This window comes from Sphingomonas sp. (assembly GCF_019242355.1).
GTDB lineage: Bacteria > Pseudomonadota > Alphaproteobacteria > Sphingomonadales > Sphingomonadaceae > Sphingomicrobium.
This window is the reverse complement of sequence record NZ_JAFAVR010000113.1, coordinates 1-18658: the sequence shown is the minus strand read 5'-3', so window position 1 is coordinate 18658 and position 18658 is coordinate 1. Positions and strand designations below refer to the sequence as shown.

Here is an 18658-nt window from a genome sequence, read left to right as displayed (position 1 = left end):
ACCTATCGGGTGCGGGGCCATCTCGCCGCCGACCTCGACCCGCTTCGGCTGACGCGACGCGAAGTTCCCGCCGACCTCACCGCCGAGTTCCACGGCTTCAGCGATAACGACCTTGACCGGCCGATCTGGCTCTGCGGCGCGCTCGGCTTCGAGCAGGCGACCGTTCGAGAGATCGTCAAGGTCCTGCAGCGCAACTACTGCGGCCACGTCGGCCTTGAGTACATGCACATCAACGAGGTGGAGGAGCGCCGCTTCCTGCAGGAGCGGATGGAGGGCAAGGACGCCGAGATCCACTTCACGCCCGAAGGCAAGTAGGCGATCCTCGCCAAGGTCATCGATGCCGAGCAGTGGGAGAAGTTCCTCGCCCGCAAATATGTCGGCACCAAGCGATTCGGCCTCGACGGCGGCGAAAGCGCGGTCCCGGCGCTGGAAGCGGTGATCAAGTACGGCGGTCAGTTCGGGGTCGAGGAGATCGATGTCGGCATGGCCCACCGCGGCCGGCTCAACATCCTGTCCAACGTCATGGGCAAGCCGGCGCAGGCAATCTTCCACGAATTTGCCGGCGGAGCGACCAACCCCGCCGACGTCGGCGGCTCGGGCGATGTCAAATATCACCTCGGCACCTCGTCGGACCGCGAGTTCGACGGCAACAAGGTCCATCTTTCGTTGCTGCCGAATCCCTCGCACCTCGAAGCGGTCGACCCGGTCGTCCTCGGCAAGGCGCGAGCGGTGCAGACCTTCAACGGCGATAGGCAGGGCCGCAGCGTCCTTCCGATCCTGCTCCACGGGGACGCTGCTTTCGCCGGCCAGGGAGTGGTCTGGGAGTGCCTGAGCTTTTCCGGCCTTCCCGGCTACGGCACCGGCGGCACGATCCACTTCATCATCAACAACCAGGTCGGCTTTACCACCAGCCCGCAGTTCGCGCGCTCGTCGCCTTACCCGTCCGACGTCGCCAAGGGCATCCAGGCGCCGATCCTGCACGTGAACGGCGACGATCCCGAAGCGGTAACCTTCTGCTGCAAGCTGGCGATCGAGTTCCGGCAGAAGTTCGGCCGCGACATCGTCATCGACATGTGGTGCTACCGGCGCTTCGGCCACAACGAGGGCGACGAGCCGAGCTTCACCCAGCCCCTGATGTACGCCGCGATCAAGCAGCATCCGCCGATCAGCGCGATCTACGCCAAGCGACTGCTCGAAGAGGGCGTCGTCGACCAGGCGTGGATCGACGGCCACACGCGCGATTATGTCGGCCATCTTGAGACGGAATTCGAGGCGGCGGTGTCCTACCTCCCCAACAAGGCGGACTGGTTCGAGGGCCGCTGGGCTGGGCTTGGCCGCCCGGACGAGCCGGTGCTCGGCCGCCGCAACACCGCGACTGCGGTCGAGGAAGGCGAGCTCCGCAAGCTGGGCGAGGTCCTGACGACGCTGCCCGAGGGTTTCGCCGCCCATCGGACGCTGCAGCGCATTCTCGACTCAAAGCGCGAGATGTTCGCGAGCGGCTCGGGCTTCGACTGGGCGACCGGCGAAGCGCTGGCCTTCGGAAGTCTGCTCACCGACGGCAGCTGCATCCGTCTCTCCGGCCAGGACAGCGGCCGCGGCACGTTCAGCCAGCGCCACGCTGTCTGGGTCGATCAGCAGACCGGCGAGAAATATATCCCGCTTTGCCACGTCGATCCCGGCCGCTTCGAGGTCCGCGACAGCCCGCTGTCGGAATTCGGAGTGCTCGGTTTCGAATATGGCTATTCGATCTCCGACCCGCGCACGCTTGTGCTGTGGGAGGCGCAGTTCGGCGATTTCGCCAACGGCGCGCAGACCATCGTCGACCAGTTCATCGCCTCGGGCGAGGCCAAGTGGCTGCGCGCCAGCGGCCTCGTCATGCTTCTCCCGCACGGCTTCGAAGGGCAGGGGCCGGAGCACAGCTCGGCGCGCCTGGAACGCTACCTGCAGCTGTGCGCCGACGACAATCTGCAGGTCGCCAACTGCACCACCCCGGCCAATTACTTCCACATCCTCCGCCGCCAGATGCGCCGCGACTTCCGCAAGCCGCTGATCCTGATGACTCCCAAGTCGCTGCTCCGGCACAAGCTGGCAGTGTCGAGCGCTGCGGACTTCACCGGCGACAGCCACTTCCGGCGAATCCTGTCGGACCTCAATCGGCCCGCCGAAGGCTCGACGCGGCGGCTCGTCCTCTGCTCGGGCAAGGTCAGCTACGAGCTGATGGAGGCCCGCGACCAGGCCGGCGACCAGGGCGTCGAGGTGCTCCGTATCGAGCAACTCTACCCGTTCCCGTCCGAGCCTCTGGTCAAGCGCCTGCGTGCCATGCCGAAGTTGGAGCAGGTCATCTGGGCCCAGGAGGAGCCGAAGAACAACGGCGCGTGGACCTTCGTCCAGCCGTTGCTCGAAGCCGCGCTCGCCGAGGCCGGGCTTGCCAATCTCCGCCCGCAATATGCTGGCCGTGACGCCGGGGCATCGCCCGCCACCGGCCTTGCGAAGCGCCACGCCGCGGAGCAGGCGGCCTTGATTGCGGCGGCTCTCGGCCATAGCAGCCGCGTCGACCCATCCGCCGTCGCGGCACAGTGAAGGATCATCATGGCGACTGACGTTCAGGTCCCGACGCTGGGAGAATCGATCACCGAAGGCACGCTCGCGCAGTGGCTGAAGAAGCCGGGCGAAGCCGTTGCGGCCGACGAGCCGATCGCCAGCCTGGAGACCGACAAGGTCAGCGTCGAGGTTCCGGCGCCCGTCGCCGGTGTCCTCACCGAGCAGGTCGTGCAGGAGGGCGACACGGTCGCGGTCGGCGCGGTCATTGCCCGGATCGACCAGAACGCCAGCGCGGGAGCGGCGGTGCCGACCTCGACACCGGCCCAGGCGGCGGCCGCTTCGACCACCAACCCTGCGGGCGCAGGCGAGAACCCGGCCTTGCGCGAGGACAGCGAGCGCGAGGTCGCCAATCCCGACGGCCCGCCGCTCGACGCCGGCATCGCGACCATGTCGCCGGCCGTGCGCCGCGCGGTGCTCGAACATCACGTCGATCCGACCAAGATCCGCGGCACCGGAAAGGACGGGCGCCTGACCAAGGACGATGTCGTCGCCGCCGCCGAAGCGCAGAAGGCCACCCCGGCACCCGCCCAACCTGCACCCCAAAATCTCGTCACCCCCGCGAAGGCGGGGGCCCAGCCAAACGAACAAAAACTGGGTTCCCGCCTTCGCGGGAATGACGAAAGAAGGGAAGAGCGCGTCCGCCTCTCGCGCCTGCGCCAGACGATTGCGACCCGCCTCAAGGAATCGCAGAACACCGCCGCGATCCTGACGACCTTCAACGACGTCGACATGACGGCAGTGATCGACGCCCGCGCGCGCTACAAGGACCTGTTCGAGAAGAAGCACGGCATCCGCCTCGGCTTCATGGGCTTCTTCGTGAAGGCCTGCGCGCTCGCCGCCCGCGACGTGCCGAGCGTCAACGCCATCATCGACGGCGACGAGGCGGTCTATCGCGACTATCTCGACGTGTCGGTCGCGGTGTCGGCGCCCAAGGGCCTCGTCGTCCCCGTCATCCGGAACGCCCAGTCGATGAGCTTCGCGGACATCGAGAAGACCATCGCCGACTTCGGCAAGCGCGCCAAGGACGGCACGCTGACCATGGACGACATGGCCGGCGGCACCTTTACCATCTCGAACGGCGGCGTGTTCGGCTCGCTCCTCTCGACGCCGATCCTTAACGCCGGCCAATCGGGCGTGCTCGGCATGCACCGGATCGAGGAGCGCCCGGTGGTCCGCGACGGCCAGATCGTCGCTCGGCCGATGATGTATTTGGCGCTCAGCTACGACCACCGCATCGTCGACGGCCGCGAGGCGGTCACCTATCTCGTGCGCGTCAAGGAAGCGATCGAGGACCCGACGCGGCTCCTGATCGACCTTTAGGGCGTTCCGGGAGAACTTCGGCGGGCGTCGCGTTGAGGCCACATGACCGTCGCACCCGAGCCCCGGAAGGGCATGCCGTCGCCTCAGCTCGATGAGGCCGAGTTCCGCAGGCGCTTCCTGTCGCAATATCAGGATCCGGCCTTCGACCCGCTCCGCGGTGAGCTTGACCGGATCGCCGGCGCGGCGTGGGACGGTTACTCCAACCACCGCAAGTCGCCGATCACGCGCAAGGCCGGGCCGGGCTATGCCGACCCCGATTACGATATCGCCGTCGACTGGCTCGCCGCCAAGGACGCCGTCGAGCAGGCGCAGCGCGAGCATGACGACCCCAACCAGCCCCCGTGTATCCTGATCGTCAACTGCTCGAGCCGGAGCGAGCACACCTGCCCCGGCGAAATGTCCAAGAGCTGGCGCCTGCTGAAGCTCGCGGAAGAAATCTGCGGCGTTGACGGCACGCTCGTCCGAACGCTCGACCTGGCTCGCCTCGCCAGCGAGTACGGCCGCAAGATCCACCCCTGCAAAGCCTGCTTCTCGACCGCCGCCGCCCTCTGCCACTGGCCGTGCAGCTGCTATCCGAACTACTCGCTCGGCCAGACCCAGGACTGGATGAACGACATCTATCCTTTGTGGGTGCGAGCGCACGGCATTATGCTGATCACCCCGGTCAACTGGTACTCCCCGACCTCGCCCTTGAAGCTGATGATGGACAGGCTGGTTTGCGCGGACGGCGGCAATCCCGACCCGTCGAGCACTCATGGCAAGGAAGCGAAGGAGGCCAAGCGGCTCGAGCTCGACGGCTGGCCCTATCCGCGCCACCTCGAGGGCCGCGCATTCTCCGTCGTCGTCCATGGCGACGTCGAGGGTGCGGAGAACGTCCGCCGCGCGCTCGCCGACTGGCTGCGCTTCATGCATTTGAAGCCGGCTGGCCCGAGCGCCGAGCTCGATCGCTATATCGGCTACTGGAAGCCCTACGCCACCAGCCACGAAGAGCTCGATGCTGACCAGTGCGTGCAGGAGGAGGTCAGGAACGCTGCTCGCACGCTGCTCCGCGCCGTCCAGGAACAGCGGTCCGGCAAGCTGATCGACGCCGGCGAGGGCCTGGAACAGCCGCGCCAGAAGTAGCCGGGGTGGTCAGCGGGCATCACGCTGACTACATGGCCCGCGACCCCCAGCGCTATCGAGGAATGCATGGCTGACTACGACTTCGACGTTCTCGTGATCGGCGCCGGCCCCGGCGGCTACGTTGCCGCGATCCGCGCCGCGCAGCTTGGGCTCAAGACGGCATGTGCGGAGAGCCGCGATACGCTTGGGGGCACCTGCCTCAATGTCGGCTGCATTCCGTCCAAGGCACTCCTCCACGCCTCCGAGCTGTTCGAGGAAGCGCATGACGGCACGCTCGCCAAATGGGGTATCAAGCCGCAGGGGATCGAGCTCGACTTGGGTGTCATGCACGGCGCCCGCAAGGAGGCGGTCAAGGGCCTGACACAGGGCATCGAATTCCTGTTCAAGAAGAACAAGGTCGAGTGGCTGAAGGGCCGCGCCAGCTTCGAGACCGCCGACACGGTCAAGGTCGGCGACCGGACCGTGCGCGCAAAGAACATCGTCATTGCCACCGGTTCGTCGGTAACGCCACTCCCCGGCATTACCATCGACCAGGAGCGGATCGTCGATTCCACCGGCGCGCTGGAGCTTGGCCAGGTGCCGAAGCGGATGGTCGTCATCGGTGGCGGCGTGATCGGGCTCGAGCTCGGCTCGGTGTGGCGGCGCCTCGGCGCGCAAGTCACCGTCGTCGAGTTTCTCGACCAGATCCTGCCCGGCTTCGACGGCGACGTCCGCAAGGAAGCCAACAAGATCTTCAAGAAGCAGGGCTTCGAGTTCCGGCTCTCCACCAAGGTCACCAGGGCCGAACGCAACGGCGACACCGTTAGCCTGACCGTGGAGCCCGCCGCCGGCGGAGCTGCGGAGACCATCGAAGCCGACGTCGTCCTCGTCTCCATCGGCCGCAAGCCCAACACCGAAGGCCTCGCCCTCGACAAGGCCGGCATCACCCCCAACCAGCGCGGCCAGGTCGAGACCGACCACGACTTCCGCACTTCGGTATCCGGCATCTGGGCGATCGGGGACGTCATTCCCGGCCCGATGCTCGCCCACAAAGCCGAGGACGAGGGCATCGCGGTCGCCGAGAATATCGCCGGCCAGACGGGCATCGTGAACCACGATGTCATTCCCAGCGTCGTCTACACCACGCCCGAGATCGCCGGCGTCGGCCTGACCGAGGAACAGGCCCGCGAGCATGGCGAGATCAAGGTCGGCAAGTTCCCGATGCTCGCCAACAGCCGCGCCAAGACCAACCGCGAGCCCGACGGCTTTGTGAAGGTCATCGCCGACGCCAAGAGCGACCGCGTGCTCGGCGTCTGGATCATCGCCAGCGTCGCCGGGACGATGATCGCCGAAGCAGCCCTGGCGATGGAGTTCGGCGCGACCAGCGAGGACATCGCCTACACCTGCCACGCCCACCCGACGCACAGCGAGGCGATCAAGGAAGCGGCGATGGCGGTGACCGGGAAGCCGATCCACATCTGACGACGGGGTCAATTGCTGCCGCTTGGGGGTCTCGCCAGCGCGACGCTGCGGAGATCGCCGCCGGTCTGAAACAAGCAGCTTCTTGACTCTTGATTGATCATTCAACTAAGCAACGTGCGTGAGCAAGGATACGCGCACCCGGATCATTCAGGCAGCGATGGAGCTGTTCTGGCACAAGGGTTACGGCTCGACCTCGGTCGCCGATATTCTCAGCCGAAGTCAGGTCAACAGCGGCAGCCTTTATTACTTCTTTCCCGGGAAACAGGATGTCCTGATCGCGGTGCTCGAAACCTATCGCGACGGGATTGGCGCGATGCTGCTCGAGCCGGCGTGGTCAACGGTTGACGATCCCGTCGAGCGAGTCTTCTCACTGCTCGCCAGCTACCGCCGTGCGCTCGTCGAGAGTGACTGCACCTATGGTTGCCCGATCGGCAGCCTGGCGCTCGAAATGCACGAGCCGGACCCACCCGTGCGCGCGCTCCTTGCCGGCAATTTCCGCGCGTGGGCCGGCGCCGTAGAGGCCCAGCTGCGCGCGGCGGGGGACCGCTTTCCGACTGGCACCGATTTCAGTGCTCTCGCCGAACTTGCGCTGAATGTCATGGAAGGCGCCGTGATGCAGGCTCGGACCTTTCGCGACATCGCTCATTTCGATCGCTCGATCGCTCAGCTCAAGGCGCATTTCGACGCGCTCACGATGACGGAGCGCGCGGCCTGATCCACACCAGAAGGGGAGTGAAACAAGTGCCACAGGTCAAGCCCACCGCCCTCCTATCGTGCCGCGCCGCGTTGCTCCTGCTCGGTGGAATCTGCTCCTCCCGGACGCTTGGAGCGGTTCGATGATCGCCCTGGTTGCTCTCGCCGCCGGCGTCGCACTCGCCGAGCCGCCGCTACAGCCCTGGTCGGCTTTGGTCGGCCATTGCTGGTCCGGACCCGCGCCTGGCAATTCGGGCACCGACCGCCATTGCTTCGAAAGCGTCTATGGGGGGCAGCACGTCCGCGATCGCCATACGGTTACGGTCGCGGGCCGCGAGGTCTATGCGGGGGAGTCGCTGTACAGCGCCAAGGGCTCGCATGTCATTTTCACCTACTGGAACTCGCTCGGCGGCCTGGGGACCGGCGAAGCGGTCGTCGGCGGCAAGACCTGGACCTTCACCGGCACGATCCATGCCACTGCATCCGGTGCGGAGGAACCGATGCGCGCGGAGTGGACAATAGTGCCGGGCGGATACCAGGTCCGGGAAGGATCCGAACCGCCGCGCCTATTCCGGCGAGCCGACTGACTCGAAGTGCAGCGGCTCGCCCGGAGCATCCGTCCGTGGCGCAAGGTCCCTCTGCCAGCGGCCGACGTCGACCCATTCGCCGAGTTTGAACCCGACTCCGCGCTCGATGCCGCTCAGCACGAAGCCGAGCTTCTCGTGAAGCGCGACACTCGCGGCGTTGGGCAGCGAAATGCCGGCGATGGCGGTGACGAAGCCCTGCCTTTCCAGCAGTTCCAGATGCGCGCTCAGAAGCTGCCGCCCGATCCCTCGTCCCTGCGCGCCCGGCTTAAGGTAAAGCCCCGTCTCGACGCTCCAGCGATACGCCGAGCGCCCGCGCAACGGCGATGTCGACGCATAGCCGATGATGCGTCCGTCCTCCTCGACGACGAGCCAGGGATACAGTGGATCGTGCATGCGCCCGGCCATCTCCGCCGCGTCCGGCGCCGACTCTTCGAAGCTGACCTGGCTGGTCTCGACGTAAGGCCGGTAGATCGCGGCGATCGCCTCCGCATCGCTTTGCGCCGCGAGGCGGATTAGGACAGCCATGCCTCGATCAGCTGGAGCAGGCTGCGGTCCTCCCCGGTCACTTGCGGCGGCGCGACCGGACCGCATTCCAGGCAGCGCGCCTGGATGCTCGGTCCGGCGAGGATCATCCGGATGTCCGCGATCGCCTGGATGAGCTGCCGCCGGGGTTCTCCCGCGAGCATCGAAAAGGCGTCGTCCGGACTCGAGCTGTCGCTGTCGCTGCCCGACGCGAGTGCCGCCAGCAGCTGCTCCTTCACGCTGACTGGCGGCTCGAGGTACCGGAGGTCGCGGTCGCCGCTGCCGAGGTGGGCAAGCTCGGCGGCCTTGGCAGTCGCCTCCGGCATCCCGCCGAAGCCGTCGATGAGTCCCAGCTGCCGCGCGCTGCCGCCGTCCCAGACACGGCCCTGAGCGATCTTGTCCACGTCCGCAGGCGTCTTGTGCCGCGCCGCGGCGACGATTCCGAGGAAGCGCCGGTAGGTCGCCTCGACGCCGGTCTGGATCAGGCGCCCGGCGTCCGCCGACGGGCCGCGCAACAGGTCGGGCTCGCCCGATAGCGGCGTCGTCTTGATGCCATCCGCGCCGATGCCGAGCTTCTGCAGCGTGCCCTGGAAGCTCGGCAGGACCCCGAACACGCCGATCGATCCGGTGATGGTCGAGGGCTCGGCGAAGATGAAGTCGCCAGGCGTCGACACCCAATAGCCGCCCGACGCGGCCACGCTGCCCATCGAAACGACCACCGGGATGTGATGGGCCTTGGCGCGCACGATCGCCTCGCGGATGCGCTCCGACGCAAGCACCGATCCGCCCGGGCTGTCGACCCGGACGATGAGCGCCTTGATCCCGTTGGCGACGCCGTCGTCGATCTCGCGCGCGATCGTGTCGCCGCCCGCGGTCCCGGCCGAGGCGGTCCCGTCGACGATCTCGCCCGCGATCGTGACCACGCCGATTGGTCCGTGCGGATGGACTGGCACCTTGTCGGAAACGTAGGAGGCGAGCTTGATCGTGCGGTAACCTCCGGTCGCGTCCTTGTCGGCGCCGCCAAGCGCCTTCAACCGGTCCTCGAAGTCGGCGCGGTCGCCGATATGGTCGACCAGCCCGGCATCGAGCGCCGCTTTGGCCATGTCGCCGCCGGCCGCGTCGACGGCGCCTGGCATGTCCTTCAGGAACGACGCGACATTCGCCTTGGGTCGAGCGCGATGAACTTCTTGCAGCCAGCTTTCGAGCATGGCTTCGCCAAGCGCCTGGTAGTTCTCCCTGGCGGCGGGCGACATGTCGTTGCGGATGTACGGCTCGACCGCCGACTTGTAGGTGCCGACGCGATAGACGTTGGCCGTCACGCCGAGCTTGTCGAGCAGCCCCTTGTAGTAAAGATTGGTCCCGCCGGGGCCGGCGATCGCTACTGCGCCCAGTGGATGAAGCCAGATCTCCGACGCGGCGGAGGCGAGCTCGTAGCTGTCGTCGGTGAACCCGACTCCATAAGCGACCACCGGCTTGCCGGCCGCGCGCACCCGCATGATTGCATCGGTGAGGTCGGCCATCGCGCTGTGGCCGCCGCCGGTGAACCCGTCGAGGTCCAGCGCCACCGCCTTGACCCTTCCGTCCGTCCGGGCCGCGTCGAGCGCTCCCACCAGATCGCGAAGGCGATGTTCCCGCACCCGGTTGCCGCCCGCCAGCTCGGAAAAGCTCGCCTTCGCCGGCTGCTCGACGATCGGCCCGTCGAGATTGAGCGCGAGCACGCCGTCGTGCACCGGCGCCGGCCGTGCGGACAGCGCTGCATACAGCCCCCCGAAGAACAGCAGCATGAAGATCAGGACCAGCATGTCCTTGATCCCGACCAGGAGCTTCCAGATGGCGCGGACGAACTTCATGGGCTTTGCGGCTTTCCAGTTGCGGCGCACTGGCTAGCGGAGGTGCACCCGCGGAGCCAAACCTTTTCGACCGGCTTTTCGGCGAGCGGTCCAGCGTCTAGGCGCCGCAACCGTGGATTCTGCGGCGGACATGGCGATCGGGCGCGAGGGACTGGTGTCGAGGCGGGAACTTCGCGCGACCCTGCGCCTCGCGTGGCCGCTGATCCTCGCCAACGTAACGCTGCAGGTCATCCAGCTCACGGATGTGCTGCTGATGGGCCGGCTGGGCGCGTCTCAGCTCGCGGCGGCGACGCTCGCGCTCAACCTCAACTGGACGGTCAGCATTGTCCTGCTCGGCCTCATCACCGCGACCTCGCCCATGATGGCGACCGCACTCGGCCGGCGGTCGAACGCCGTTCGCGACGTTCGGCGCACCTTCCGCGCCGGTCTCTGGCTCATCGTGATCGTCGTGCCGCCCTACTGGCTGCTGATGTGGCACGTCGGCGACGTCATGCGCATGTTCGGAGAGTCGGAGCAGCTCGCGCGGCAGGGCCAGACCTTCCTCAGGGCCTACATGTGGCTGGTCGCGCCCTGGCTGATGTTCCAGCTTCTCCGGAATTTCGTCGCCGCGCTCGAACGGCCGAGGATCGTGCTTTGGCTCAGCCTCGCGGGGATCGGCCTCAACGCGCTGGTCAGCTGGTCGCTGATGTTCGGCCATTTCGGGCTGCCCGCGCTCGGCCTGGTGGGAAGCGGCCTTGGCAGTTCGATCACTTGGATCGTCATCTGCGGCGCGTTGATTGCCGTCGTGATCTCGGATCAGCAGTTCCGGCGATTCCATCTCTTCGGCCACTGGTGGCGGTTCGACCGGCAGCGGATGGCCGCGCTGCTGACGCTCGGGTGGCCGATCGGGCTGACCATGGGGCTGGAGATCGGCGTGTTCGCTCTGGCTGCGCTCTTCATGGGCTGGATGGGGTCTCCAGCGGTCGCCGCCCACGCCGTTGCGCTTCAGCTTGCGGCGCTGACCTTCATGGTTCCGCTCGGACTGGGCCAGGCGGCGACGGTGCGCGTCGGCCTCGCCCTGGGACGCGGCGACCGCGAAGGAGTCAGCCGGGCTGGGTGGACGGCCTGGGTTCTCGGCGTGCTCTTCATGGGACTGATGGCACTCGTCATGTGGACTGCGCCGCATCGCCTCGTGACCCTGTTCCTGGCCGACGTGCCGGCGAACGCGCTGACGATCGCCCTTGCGGTTAGCTTCCTGAAGATCGCGGCGGCCTTCCAGCTCGTCGACGGCGCGCAGGTGATCGGCGCAGGGATGCTGCGCGGTCTCCATGACACGCGCTGGCCGCTCATCTTCGCGCTCGTCGGCTATTGGGTCGTCGGCCTGGGGGTGGGCGCCTGGCTCGCGTTCGGGCGCGACTGGCGGGGAGTCGGCATCTGGACGGGGCTCGCCAGCGGCCTCGCTGCCGTCGCCGCGCTGATGCTCGCCCGGTGGCTGATGCGCGAACAGCTGGGACTGATCGCAGAGCGCTGAAAAAATCGCTGCGACGAACCCGTTGACGTGTTGGATAGCGGCAACCATATGCCGCCCATCGCTGGCACTCTCATCGTCAGAGTGCCAGTCGCAGGTACAACCAACTGAAGGAAGAGGGGTTCTCCCTATGGGTTTCAGGCCGCTTCATGATCGTGTCCTCGTCCGCCGCGTCGAGGCCGATGAAAAGACCGCCGGCGGGATCATCATCCCGGATACGGCGAAGGAAAAGCCGCAGGAAGGCGAAGTCGTCTCCGTCGGCACCGGCGCCCGCAACGAGCAGGGCGACGTTCACCCGCTCGAGGTCAAGGCCGGCGACAAGATCCTGTTCGGCAAATGGTCGGGCACCGAGGTCAAGATCGACGGTGAAGACCTCATCATCATGAAGGAAAGCGACATCCTCGGGATCGTCGGCTGACCTCGCGCGCACGTGATTAGTGCGACTTTTGAGACTTTTCGACATTTAGAAAGGGTAGCCAGATGGCAGCCAAGGACGTGAAATTCAGCCGCGACGCGCGTGAGCGCATCCTTCGCGGCGTCGACATCCTCGCCGATGCGGTGAAGGTGACTTTGGGCCCCAAGGGCCGCAACGTCGTGATCGACAAGAGCTACGGCGCTCCGCGCATCACCAAGGACGGCGTCACCGTCGCCAAGGAGATCGAGCTCAAGGACAAGTTCGAGAACATGGGCGCCCAGATGGTGCGCGAAGTGGCCTCGAAGACCAACGATCTCGCCGGCGACGGCACCACCACTGCGACCGTCCTCGCCCAGGCGATCGTTCGCGAAGGTATGAAGTCGGTCGCGGCCGGCATGAATCCGATGGACCTCAAGCGCGGCATCGACGTCGCCGTCCAGAAGGTCGTCGCTGATCTCAAGGGCCGCTCGAAGGACGTCCAGGGCAACCAGGAGATCGCCCAGGTCGGCATCATCTCGGCAAACGGCGACCGCGAAGTCGGCGAGAAGATCGCGGAAGCGATGGAGAAGGTCGGCAAGGAAGGCGTCATCACCGTCGAGGAAGCCAAGGGACTCGAGTTCGAGCTCGACGTCGTCGAAGGCATGCAGTTCGACCGCGGTTACCTCTCGCCTTACTTCATCACCAATCCGGAGAAGATGCAGGTCGAGCTTACCGACCCCTACATCCTCATCCACGAGAAGAAGCTGTCGAACCTGCAGGCGATGCTCCCGATCCTGGAAGCGGTCGTCCAGTCGGGCCGTCCGCTCCTGATCATCGCCGAGGACATCGAGGGCGAGGCCTTGGCGACGCTCGTCGTCAACAAGCTGCGCGGCGGCCTCAAGGTCGCTGCCGTCAAGGCTCCGGGCTTCGGCGATCGCCGCAAGGCGATGCTCGAGGACATTGCGATCCTCACCGGCGGCGAGATGATCAGCGAGGATCTCGGCATCAAGCTCGAGAGCGTCACGGTCAACATGCTCGGCCAGGCCAAGCGGGTCACGATCGACAAGGACAACACCACGATCGTCGACGGCAACGGCACCCGCGAGAACATCGAGGGTCGGGTCGGCGCCATCCGCCAGCAGATCGAGAACACGACGTCCGACTACGACCGTGAGAAGCTGCAGGAGCGGCTGGCGAAGCTCGCCGGCGGCGTTGCGGTGATCAAGGTCGGCGGCGCCACCGAGGTCGAGGTGAAGGAGCGCAAGGACCGCGTCGATGACGCTCTCCACGCGACTCGCGCGGCGGTCGAGGAAGGCATCGTCCCGGGCGGCGGCACGGCGCTGCTCTACGCCACCAAGGCCCTCGACGGCCTCAAGGGCGAGAACGACGACCAGACCCGCGGCATCGATATCATCCGCAAGGCGCTCTATTCGCCGCTGCGGCAGATCGCCGAGAACGCGGGCCACGACGGTGCGGTCGTCTCGGGCAAGCTGCTCGACGGCGGCGACGCGACGCTCGGCTTCAACGCCCAGACCGACAATTACGAGAACCTCGTCCAGGCCGGCGTGATCGACCCCACCAAGGTCGTTCGCACGGCGCTCCAGGACGCGGCCTCGGTTGCCGGCCTGCTGATCACCACCGAAGCGACGATCGCCGAGCTTCCGGAAGACAAGCCGGCTCCGGCGATGGCCGGCGGCGGCGGAATGGGCGGGATGGACTTCTAAGTCCGTCCGCTCAGTCTGAAGTGTTGGAAGGGCCGGTGGAGCGATCCGCCGGCTCTTCTTCTTTATTCGCGGCCAACCCATTCAGGGCATCGTCCATCTCGTTGAGCTGGCTGGACTCCTCCGCGGTCGGCGGCGTGGGTTGTTGCTGCCGGTCGCGGCACCCGGCGAGTGCCACGGCGAGGAGGAGCAGACGGAGCTTCACCGTCCCGCAGTACCACCGCTGCGGCGCACAAAAAAGGGCCGCCCCGAGGGACGGCCCTTCCTTCAACCCTTGGTAAGCCGGAAGCTTACTGGGCGTTGTTGGTCGCGTTGACGGCGTCCTGCGCGTTCGCGATGTTCTCGCTCGCGGCATTGACGTCGTTGCTCGCCGCGTTGAGCGCCTCGTCGGCGTTCGCGGTGGCGTCGTTGGCGACGGCGGCGTTGGTGTCGACGGCCGCGGCGTTCTCGACGTTCGTGTCGACGGCGGCGTTGTTGTCGGCGTCATTCTTGTTGCACGCGGCCAGGCCGAGCGCGAGGACCGCAACGGTCACAGCAATCTTCTTCATGATCGTTCCATTCCCTTCATTGGCGCCGGCTCAATGAACAGGCGCCAGCCTCGGCCCCCCGCGTTCGGCAGGCCAATTGTGCGGATTGCAGACGGGAAGGGGTGGGTCAATCCCTATTCTGGAGCAAGGGTTTCCCTGCACGCACAATTGACGATATAAAGATATCTTTATATCCTTATTCGAAGTGACCGACGCTCCTCCGCTTTCCGACCGTTTCCAGGCCCTTGCCGACCCGACGCGGCTGCGCATCCTCGCGCTTCTGCGCATCATGGAACTGTCGGTCGGGGAGCTTGCCCAGGTCCTGGGTCAGAGCCAGCCGCGCGTGTCTCGGCACCTCAAGATCCTCGGCGACGCTGGGGCTCTCGGGCGTCGCAAGGAAGGCAGCTGGGTGTTCGTTGCCCTCGCGGCGCCGGAACGGACCGAGCCGCTGTTCGCGCTCGTCGATGCCTGGGCTGACGATGCGACTGTCAGGATGTTCGAGGCAGACGCCGCCCGCACCCAGGCGATCCGCGCCGAGCGGGCCGAGGCCGCAAACCGCTATTTCGCCGCTCATGCCGAGGTCTGGGACCAAATTCGCTCGCTTCATGTCGCCGAGAGCGATGTCGAGCGGGCAATCGAGCGAGCGCTCGGCCGCCGCAACCTCGGCCGTCTCGTCGACATCGGCACCGGGACCGGCCGGATGATCGAGCTGTTCGCCCGACGCTCCACGCACGCAACCGGCATCGACCGGTCTTCCGAGATGCTCCGGCTTGCCCGAGTGAAGCTGGAGGCCGCGGGCATCGCATCGAGCCTGCGCCAGGGCGACATGTACGCGCTTCCGCTGGCCGACGGCAGCGCCGACAGCATCATCGTCCACCAGGTCCTTCATTATGCGCACTCGCCAGCCGCCGCGATTTCCGAGGCGGCGCGGGTCCTTGCGCCGGGCGGGGTCCTGCTCGTCGTCGACTTCGCCGCTCACGAGCGGGAAGAACTGCGCTCGAGCGACGCGCATATCCGGCTCGGCTTCGAGGACGAAGCCATGGCCGGCTGGTTCGCCGCAGCCGGCCTCGCCATCGATAGGGTCGAGCATCTGAAAGGCGGCGAGCTGACGGTCACCCTATGGCGAGGAGCCAAGAGCGAGCTTCCGCAGCGGAGGGCGGCATGAACGCGCTCGACAAGCTCGCCAGCCATCGTCCCCTCTTCGCCGAAGCCCATGGCGATATCGCGGTCAGCTTCGAGTTCTTCCCGCCCAAGAACGAGCGGATGGCCGAGACGCTCTGGGAGTCGATCCAGACTCTCGCACCGCTTCATCCACGCTTCGTCTCGGTGACCTACGGCGCCGGCGGATCGACCCGCGAGCGTACGCATCACACTGTCCAGCGAATCGTCGACGAAACGTCGCTCACGCCCGCCGCTCATTTGACCTGCGTCGGCGCGAGCCGAGGCGAGGTCGACGATGTCGCGCGCAGCTATTGGGACCTCGGCGTCCGTCACATCGTCGCCTTGCGCGGTGACCCGCCCGAGGCCGGGACAGCGTTCTCGCCGCACCCGGACGGCTACGCCAACGCCGCCGAGCTGGTCGAGGGCCTGAAGCGGGTCGCGCCGTTCGACATCTCGGTCGCGGCCTATCCGGAATGCCATCCGGACTCATCCGACAAGGTCGCCGACCTCGACAATCTCAAGCGCAAGGTCGACGCGGGCGCGGACCGTGCGATCACCCAATTCTTCTTTTCTCCGGATTGCTTCCTACGCTTCCGCGACGAAGCTGCCGCGGCCGGAATTGGCGTCGAGATCGTGCCGGGAATTCTTCCGGTCTCCAACGTCGCCCAGACCCGCCGCTTCGCGGAGGCGTGTGGGGCGGCTATTCCGGAGTGGCTGAACAACCTGTTCGAAGGCCTCGACGACCTTCCGGCCGCGCGCCAGCTCATCGCCGCCACCGTCGCCGCCGAGCTTTGCGGGCAGCTCTATGCCGGCGGCGTCCGCAACTTTCACTTCTACACGCTCAACCGGGCTGAGCTCGCTTACGCGATCTGCCACCTGCTGGGCGTCCGGGCCCAGGGACGATCATGACGACAGCCTCCCACGTCTTCCGCGCCGAAGCGGAAAAGCGAATCCTCATCGCCGATGGTGCGCTCGGCACGGAGTTCCAGACCCGCCGTCTTCAGGAAGCCGACTATCGCGGCCAGCTCGATCTTGCTCGCGACCAGCGCGGAAACAACGACATCCTGTGCCTGACACGACGGGAACTGGTGTCCGAGATCACCGATTCGTACGCCGCGGCCGGCGCCGACATCCTCAGCACCAATACGTTCAACGCCAACCGCGTCAGCCAGGCCGATTACGGCGCCGAGCACCTAGTCCGCGACATGAATGTTGCGGCTGCAAGCATCGCCCGCGAGGTTGCCGACCGTCGCAGGGCCGAGGATGGACGTCCGCGGTTCGTCGCCGGCTCGATCGGCCCGACCAACAAGACGCTGTCGCTGTCGCCGGACGTCAACGACCCCGCGTATCGAGCGATCGACTTCGACACCCTCAAAGCCGTCTATCGCGAGCAGGTCGACGCGCTGGTCGAGGGTGGATCGGACTTCATCCTGATCGAGACGATCTTCGACACGCTGAACGCCAAGGCCGGGATCGTTGCTACCCTCGAGGCGGAGCAGGAGCTTGGCCGCGAGCTGCCGCTGATGATCTCGATGACCCTGACCGACCTCAGCGGTCGCAACCTGTCGGGACATACCGTCGAGGCGTTCTGGGCCAGCGTTCGCCATGCGAGGCCGCTGACGGTGGGGCTGAACTGCTCGTTCGGCGCGGCGCAGCTTCGGCCGCACCTGGCCTCGCTCGCCTCGATCGCCGACACGCTGATCATGGCTTATCCGAACGCCGGCCTCCCCAACGAACTGGGTGAATATGACGAGGCGGCGGCTCATACCGCCGCGCAAATCGGCGAGTGGATCGACAGCGGCCTGGTAAATGTCGTTGGCGGCTGCTGCGGTACGACTCCCAAGCATATCGCGGCGATTGCGGAAGCTGCGCGAGGCCGGGCGCCGCGCTCGATTCCGGCGGCTCGGAACCATACCCTGCTCGCGGGGCTCGAACCGATGGTGATCGCAGCCTGAAATGGAAGTCACGAACGTGGAAAAGGCCGCCGCCGGCGCGCGCTTCGTCAATGTCGGCGAACGCACCAACGTCACTGGATCGGCGCGCTTCAAGAAGCTGATCATGGCCGGCGATTATGAGGCCGCTGTCGAGGTCGCGCGCGATCAGGTCGAATACGGCGCCCAGATCGTCGACGTCAACATGGACGAGGCTCTCCTCGACTCCGAGCAGGCAATGACGACGTTTCTCAAGCGCATCGCCGCCGAACCCGACATCGCCCGCGTGCCGGTGATGATCGACAGCTCCAAGTGGAGCGTGATCGAGGCTGGCCTGAAGTGCGTTTCGGGCAAGCCGATCGTCAACTCGATCAGCATGAAGGAAGGCGAGGGGCCCTTTCTCGAGCTCGCCCGCAAGTGCCGGGCTTACGGCGCCGCGGTCGTCGTCATGGCGTTCGACGAGGTCGGGCAGGCGGACACGGCCGAACGCAAGGTCGCCATCTGCGAGCGGGCCTACAGGTTGCTCACCGTCGACGGCACCGACGCGCACGACATCATCTTCGACCCCAACATCTTCGCGGTTGCCACCGGCATCGACGAGCACCGCCGCTACGCGCTCGACTTCATCGAGGCTGCAGCCGAGATCCGGCGCCGATGCCCCGGCGTCCACATCTCGGGCGGCCTCTCGAACCTCAGCTTCTCGTTCCGCGGCAACGAGCCGGTGCGCCGGGCGATGCACAGCGTCTTCCTCTACCATGCGATCCCCGCCGGCATGGACATGGGGATCGTCAATGCCGGCCAGCTCGACGTGTATGACGCGATCGACGCGGAGCTACGCGACGCCTGCGAGGACGTGATCCTCGACCGGCGTGACGATGCGACCGAGCGGCTGATCGCAATCGCCGAGCGCTTCAAGGGCAGTGACCCGGCCGCGGAAAAAGCTGCCGCCGAATGGCGCTCGCTCCCCGTCGCCGAACGGCTCTCCTACGCGCTCGTCAAGGGCATCGATGCCGACATCGTAGACGATACCGAGGAAGCGCGCCTTGCCTTCGCGCGTCCGATCGAGGTGATCGAAGGTCCGCTGATGGACGGCATGAACGTCGTCGGCGACCTGTTCGGATCGGGCAAGATGTTCTTGCCCCAGGTCGTGAAATCGGCCCGCGTCATGAAGAAGGCCGTCGGCTATTTGCTGCCGTTCATGGAAGCAGAGAAGGCGGCCGCCGGCCAGCAGGAACAGACCAACCGCGGGAAAATCCTGCTG

Annotated in this window: 16 protein-coding genes and 1 pseudogene; 13 read left to right on the top strand and 4 right to left on the bottom strand. The window is 66.5% G+C overall.

From position 1 onward, the window contains the following. From JOZ79_RS05290 to JOZ79_RS05265, 6 genes and pseudogenes are all read left to right on the top strand, one after another. Positions 1-2580, top strand: a pseudogene (locus tag JOZ79_RS05290) (2-oxoglutarate dehydrogenase E1 component); the annotation flags it as partial. 9 nt (positions 2581-2589) lie between these two features. After that, positions 2590-3921 carry a 2-oxoglutarate dehydrogenase complex dihydrolipoyllysine-residue succinyltransferase gene (gene odhB / locus JOZ79_RS05285; RefSeq protein ID WP_294071625.1) on the top strand — a complete coding sequence of 444 codons (1332 nt, stop codon included), beginning with the start codon at positions 2590-2592 and terminating at the stop codon, positions 3919-3921. 42 nt (positions 3922-3963) lie between these two features. Then, positions 3964-5043 (top strand): flavodoxin family protein, encoded by a 1080-nt coding sequence (locus tag JOZ79_RS05280; RefSeq protein WP_294071622.1) that lies wholly within the window; start codon positions 3964-3966, stop codon positions 5041-5043. A gap of 66 nt (positions 5044-5109) precedes the next feature. After that, positions 5110-6504, top strand: coding sequence for a dihydrolipoyl dehydrogenase (gene lpdA, locus JOZ79_RS05275; RefSeq protein WP_294071619.1), 1395 nt, complete (start codon positions 5110-5112; stop codon positions 6502-6504). 118 nt (positions 6505-6622) lie between these two features. Then, positions 6623-7219 carry a TetR/AcrR family transcriptional regulator gene (locus JOZ79_RS05270; RefSeq protein WP_294071616.1) on the top strand — a complete coding sequence of 199 codons (597 nt, stop codon included), beginning with the start codon at positions 6623-6625 and terminating at the stop codon, positions 7217-7219. A 121-nt stretch (positions 7220-7340) separates the two neighbouring features. Then, on the top strand, positions 7341-7784 hold the full coding sequence (locus tag JOZ79_RS05265) for a hypothetical protein (RefSeq protein ID WP_294071613.1): 444 nt from the start codon (positions 7341-7343) through the stop codon (positions 7782-7784). Here the strand turns inward: JOZ79_RS05265 and JOZ79_RS05260 are convergent. Then, entirely contained in the window at positions 7764-8309 is a 546-nt protein-coding gene (locus JOZ79_RS05260) for a GNAT family N-acetyltransferase (RefSeq protein ID WP_294071610.1), read from the bottom strand. The two genes, JOZ79_RS05265 and JOZ79_RS05260, sit on opposite strands and share 21 nt — an antisense overlap. Continuing rightward, positions 8297-10156, bottom strand: coding sequence for a signal peptide peptidase SppA (gene sppA / locus JOZ79_RS05255; protein WP_294071607.1), 1860 nt, complete (start codon positions 10154-10156; stop codon positions 8297-8299). The genes JOZ79_RS05260 and sppA overlap by 13 nt, the downstream gene beginning before the upstream one ends. Positions 10157-10268: 112 nt before the next feature. On the opposite strand from sppA, the gene JOZ79_RS05250 reads away from it, so the two are divergent. The 3 genes from JOZ79_RS05250 to groL all read left to right on the top strand — a co-directional run bounded on the left by JOZ79_RS05250 (position 10269) and on the right by groL (position 13781). Further along, positions 10269-11666 (top strand): MATE family efflux transporter, encoded by a 1398-nt coding sequence (locus tag JOZ79_RS05250; RefSeq protein ID WP_294071605.1) that lies wholly within the window; start codon positions 10269-10271, stop codon positions 11664-11666. Between the two features lie 127 nt (positions 11667-11793). Continuing rightward, positions 11794-12081 carry a co-chaperone GroES gene (gene groES / locus JOZ79_RS05245; protein ID WP_294071571.1) on the top strand — a complete coding sequence of 96 codons (288 nt, stop codon included), beginning with the start codon at positions 11794-11796 and terminating at the stop codon, positions 12079-12081. Between the two features lie 62 nt (positions 12082-12143). Next, the gene (groL, locus tag JOZ79_RS05240; RefSeq protein WP_294071569.1) at positions 12144-13781 is read left to right on the top strand and encodes a chaperonin GroEL; all 1638 of its coding nucleotides are present in this window, start codon (positions 12144-12146) and stop codon (positions 13779-13781) included. A 10-nt stretch (positions 13782-13791) separates the two neighbouring features. On the opposite strand, the gene JOZ79_RS05235 is transcribed toward groL, so the two are convergent. Continuing rightward, positions 13792-13983, bottom strand: coding sequence for a hypothetical protein (locus JOZ79_RS05235; RefSeq protein WP_294071566.1), 192 nt, complete (start codon positions 13981-13983; stop codon positions 13792-13794). A gap of 85 nt (positions 13984-14068) precedes the next feature. Next, positions 14069-14326, bottom strand: a complete 258-nt coding sequence (locus tag JOZ79_RS05230) for a hypothetical protein (protein ID WP_294071563.1) — start codon at positions 14324-14326, stop codon at positions 14069-14071. 184 nt (positions 14327-14510) lie between these two features. On the opposite strand from JOZ79_RS05230, the gene JOZ79_RS05225 reads away from it, so the two are divergent. The 4 genes from JOZ79_RS05225 to JOZ79_RS05210 form a co-directional block, all read left to right on the top strand. After that, positions 14511-15470 (top strand): metalloregulator ArsR/SmtB family transcription factor, encoded by a 960-nt coding sequence (locus tag JOZ79_RS05225; protein WP_294071560.1) that lies wholly within the window; start codon positions 14511-14513, stop codon positions 15468-15470. Then, the gene (gene metF, locus JOZ79_RS05220) at positions 15467-16375 is read left to right on the top strand and encodes a methylenetetrahydrofolate reductase [NAD(P)H] (RefSeq protein ID WP_294071557.1); all 909 of its coding nucleotides are present in this window, start codon (positions 15467-15469) and stop codon (positions 16373-16375) included. The genes JOZ79_RS05225 and metF overlap by 4 nt, the downstream gene beginning before the upstream one ends. Next, the gene (locus JOZ79_RS05215) at positions 16372-17421 is read left to right on the top strand and encodes a homocysteine S-methyltransferase family protein (protein WP_294071554.1); all 1050 of its coding nucleotides are present in this window, start codon (positions 16372-16374) and stop codon (positions 17419-17421) included. Before metF ends, JOZ79_RS05215 begins: the two co-directional genes overlap by 4 nt. A gap of 1 nt (position 17422) precedes the next feature. After that, positions 17423-18658: dihydropteroate synthase (locus tag JOZ79_RS05210; RefSeq protein WP_294071551.1), on the top strand; the 1236-nt coding region annotated here is incomplete at its 3' end.

Coding starts and splice junctions, on each gene's coding strand:
- JOZ79_RS05280 (WP_294071622.1), top strand. CDS start 3,964: ATGACCGTCGCACCCGAGCCCCGGAAGGGCATGCCGTCGCCTCAGCTC.
- metF (WP_294071557.1), top strand. CDS start 15,467: ATGAACGCGCTCGACAAGCTCGCCAGCCATCGTCCCCTCTTCGCCGAA.
- lpdA (WP_294071619.1), top strand. CDS start 5,110: ATGGCTGACTACGACTTCGACGTTCTCGTGATCGGCGCCGGCCCCGGC.
- JOZ79_RS05265 (WP_294071613.1), top strand. CDS start 7,341: ATGATCGCCCTGGTTGCTCTCGCCGCCGGCGTCGCACTCGCCGAGCCG.
- sppA (WP_294071607.1), bottom strand. CDS start 10,156: ATGAAGTTCGTCCGCGCCATCTGGAAGCTCCTGGTCGGGATCAAGGAC.
- odhB (WP_294071625.1), top strand. CDS start 2,590: ATGGCGACTGACGTTCAGGTCCCGACGCTGGGAGAATCGATCACCGAA.
- groL (WP_294071569.1), top strand. CDS start 12,144: ATGGCAGCCAAGGACGTGAAATTCAGCCGCGACGCGCGTGAGCGCATC.
- JOZ79_RS05215 (WP_294071554.1), top strand. CDS start 16,372: ATGACGACAGCCTCCCACGTCTTCCGCGCCGAAGCGGAAAAGCGAATC.
- JOZ79_RS05230 (WP_294071563.1), bottom strand. CDS start 14,326: ATGAAGAAGATTGCTGTGACCGTTGCGGTCCTCGCGCTCGGCCTGGCC.
- groES (WP_294071571.1), top strand. CDS start 11,794: ATGGGTTTCAGGCCGCTTCATGATCGTGTCCTCGTCCGCCGCGTCGAG.
- JOZ79_RS05260 (WP_294071610.1), bottom strand. CDS start 8,309: ATGGCTGTCCTAATCCGCCTCGCGGCGCAAAGCGATGCGGAGGCGATC.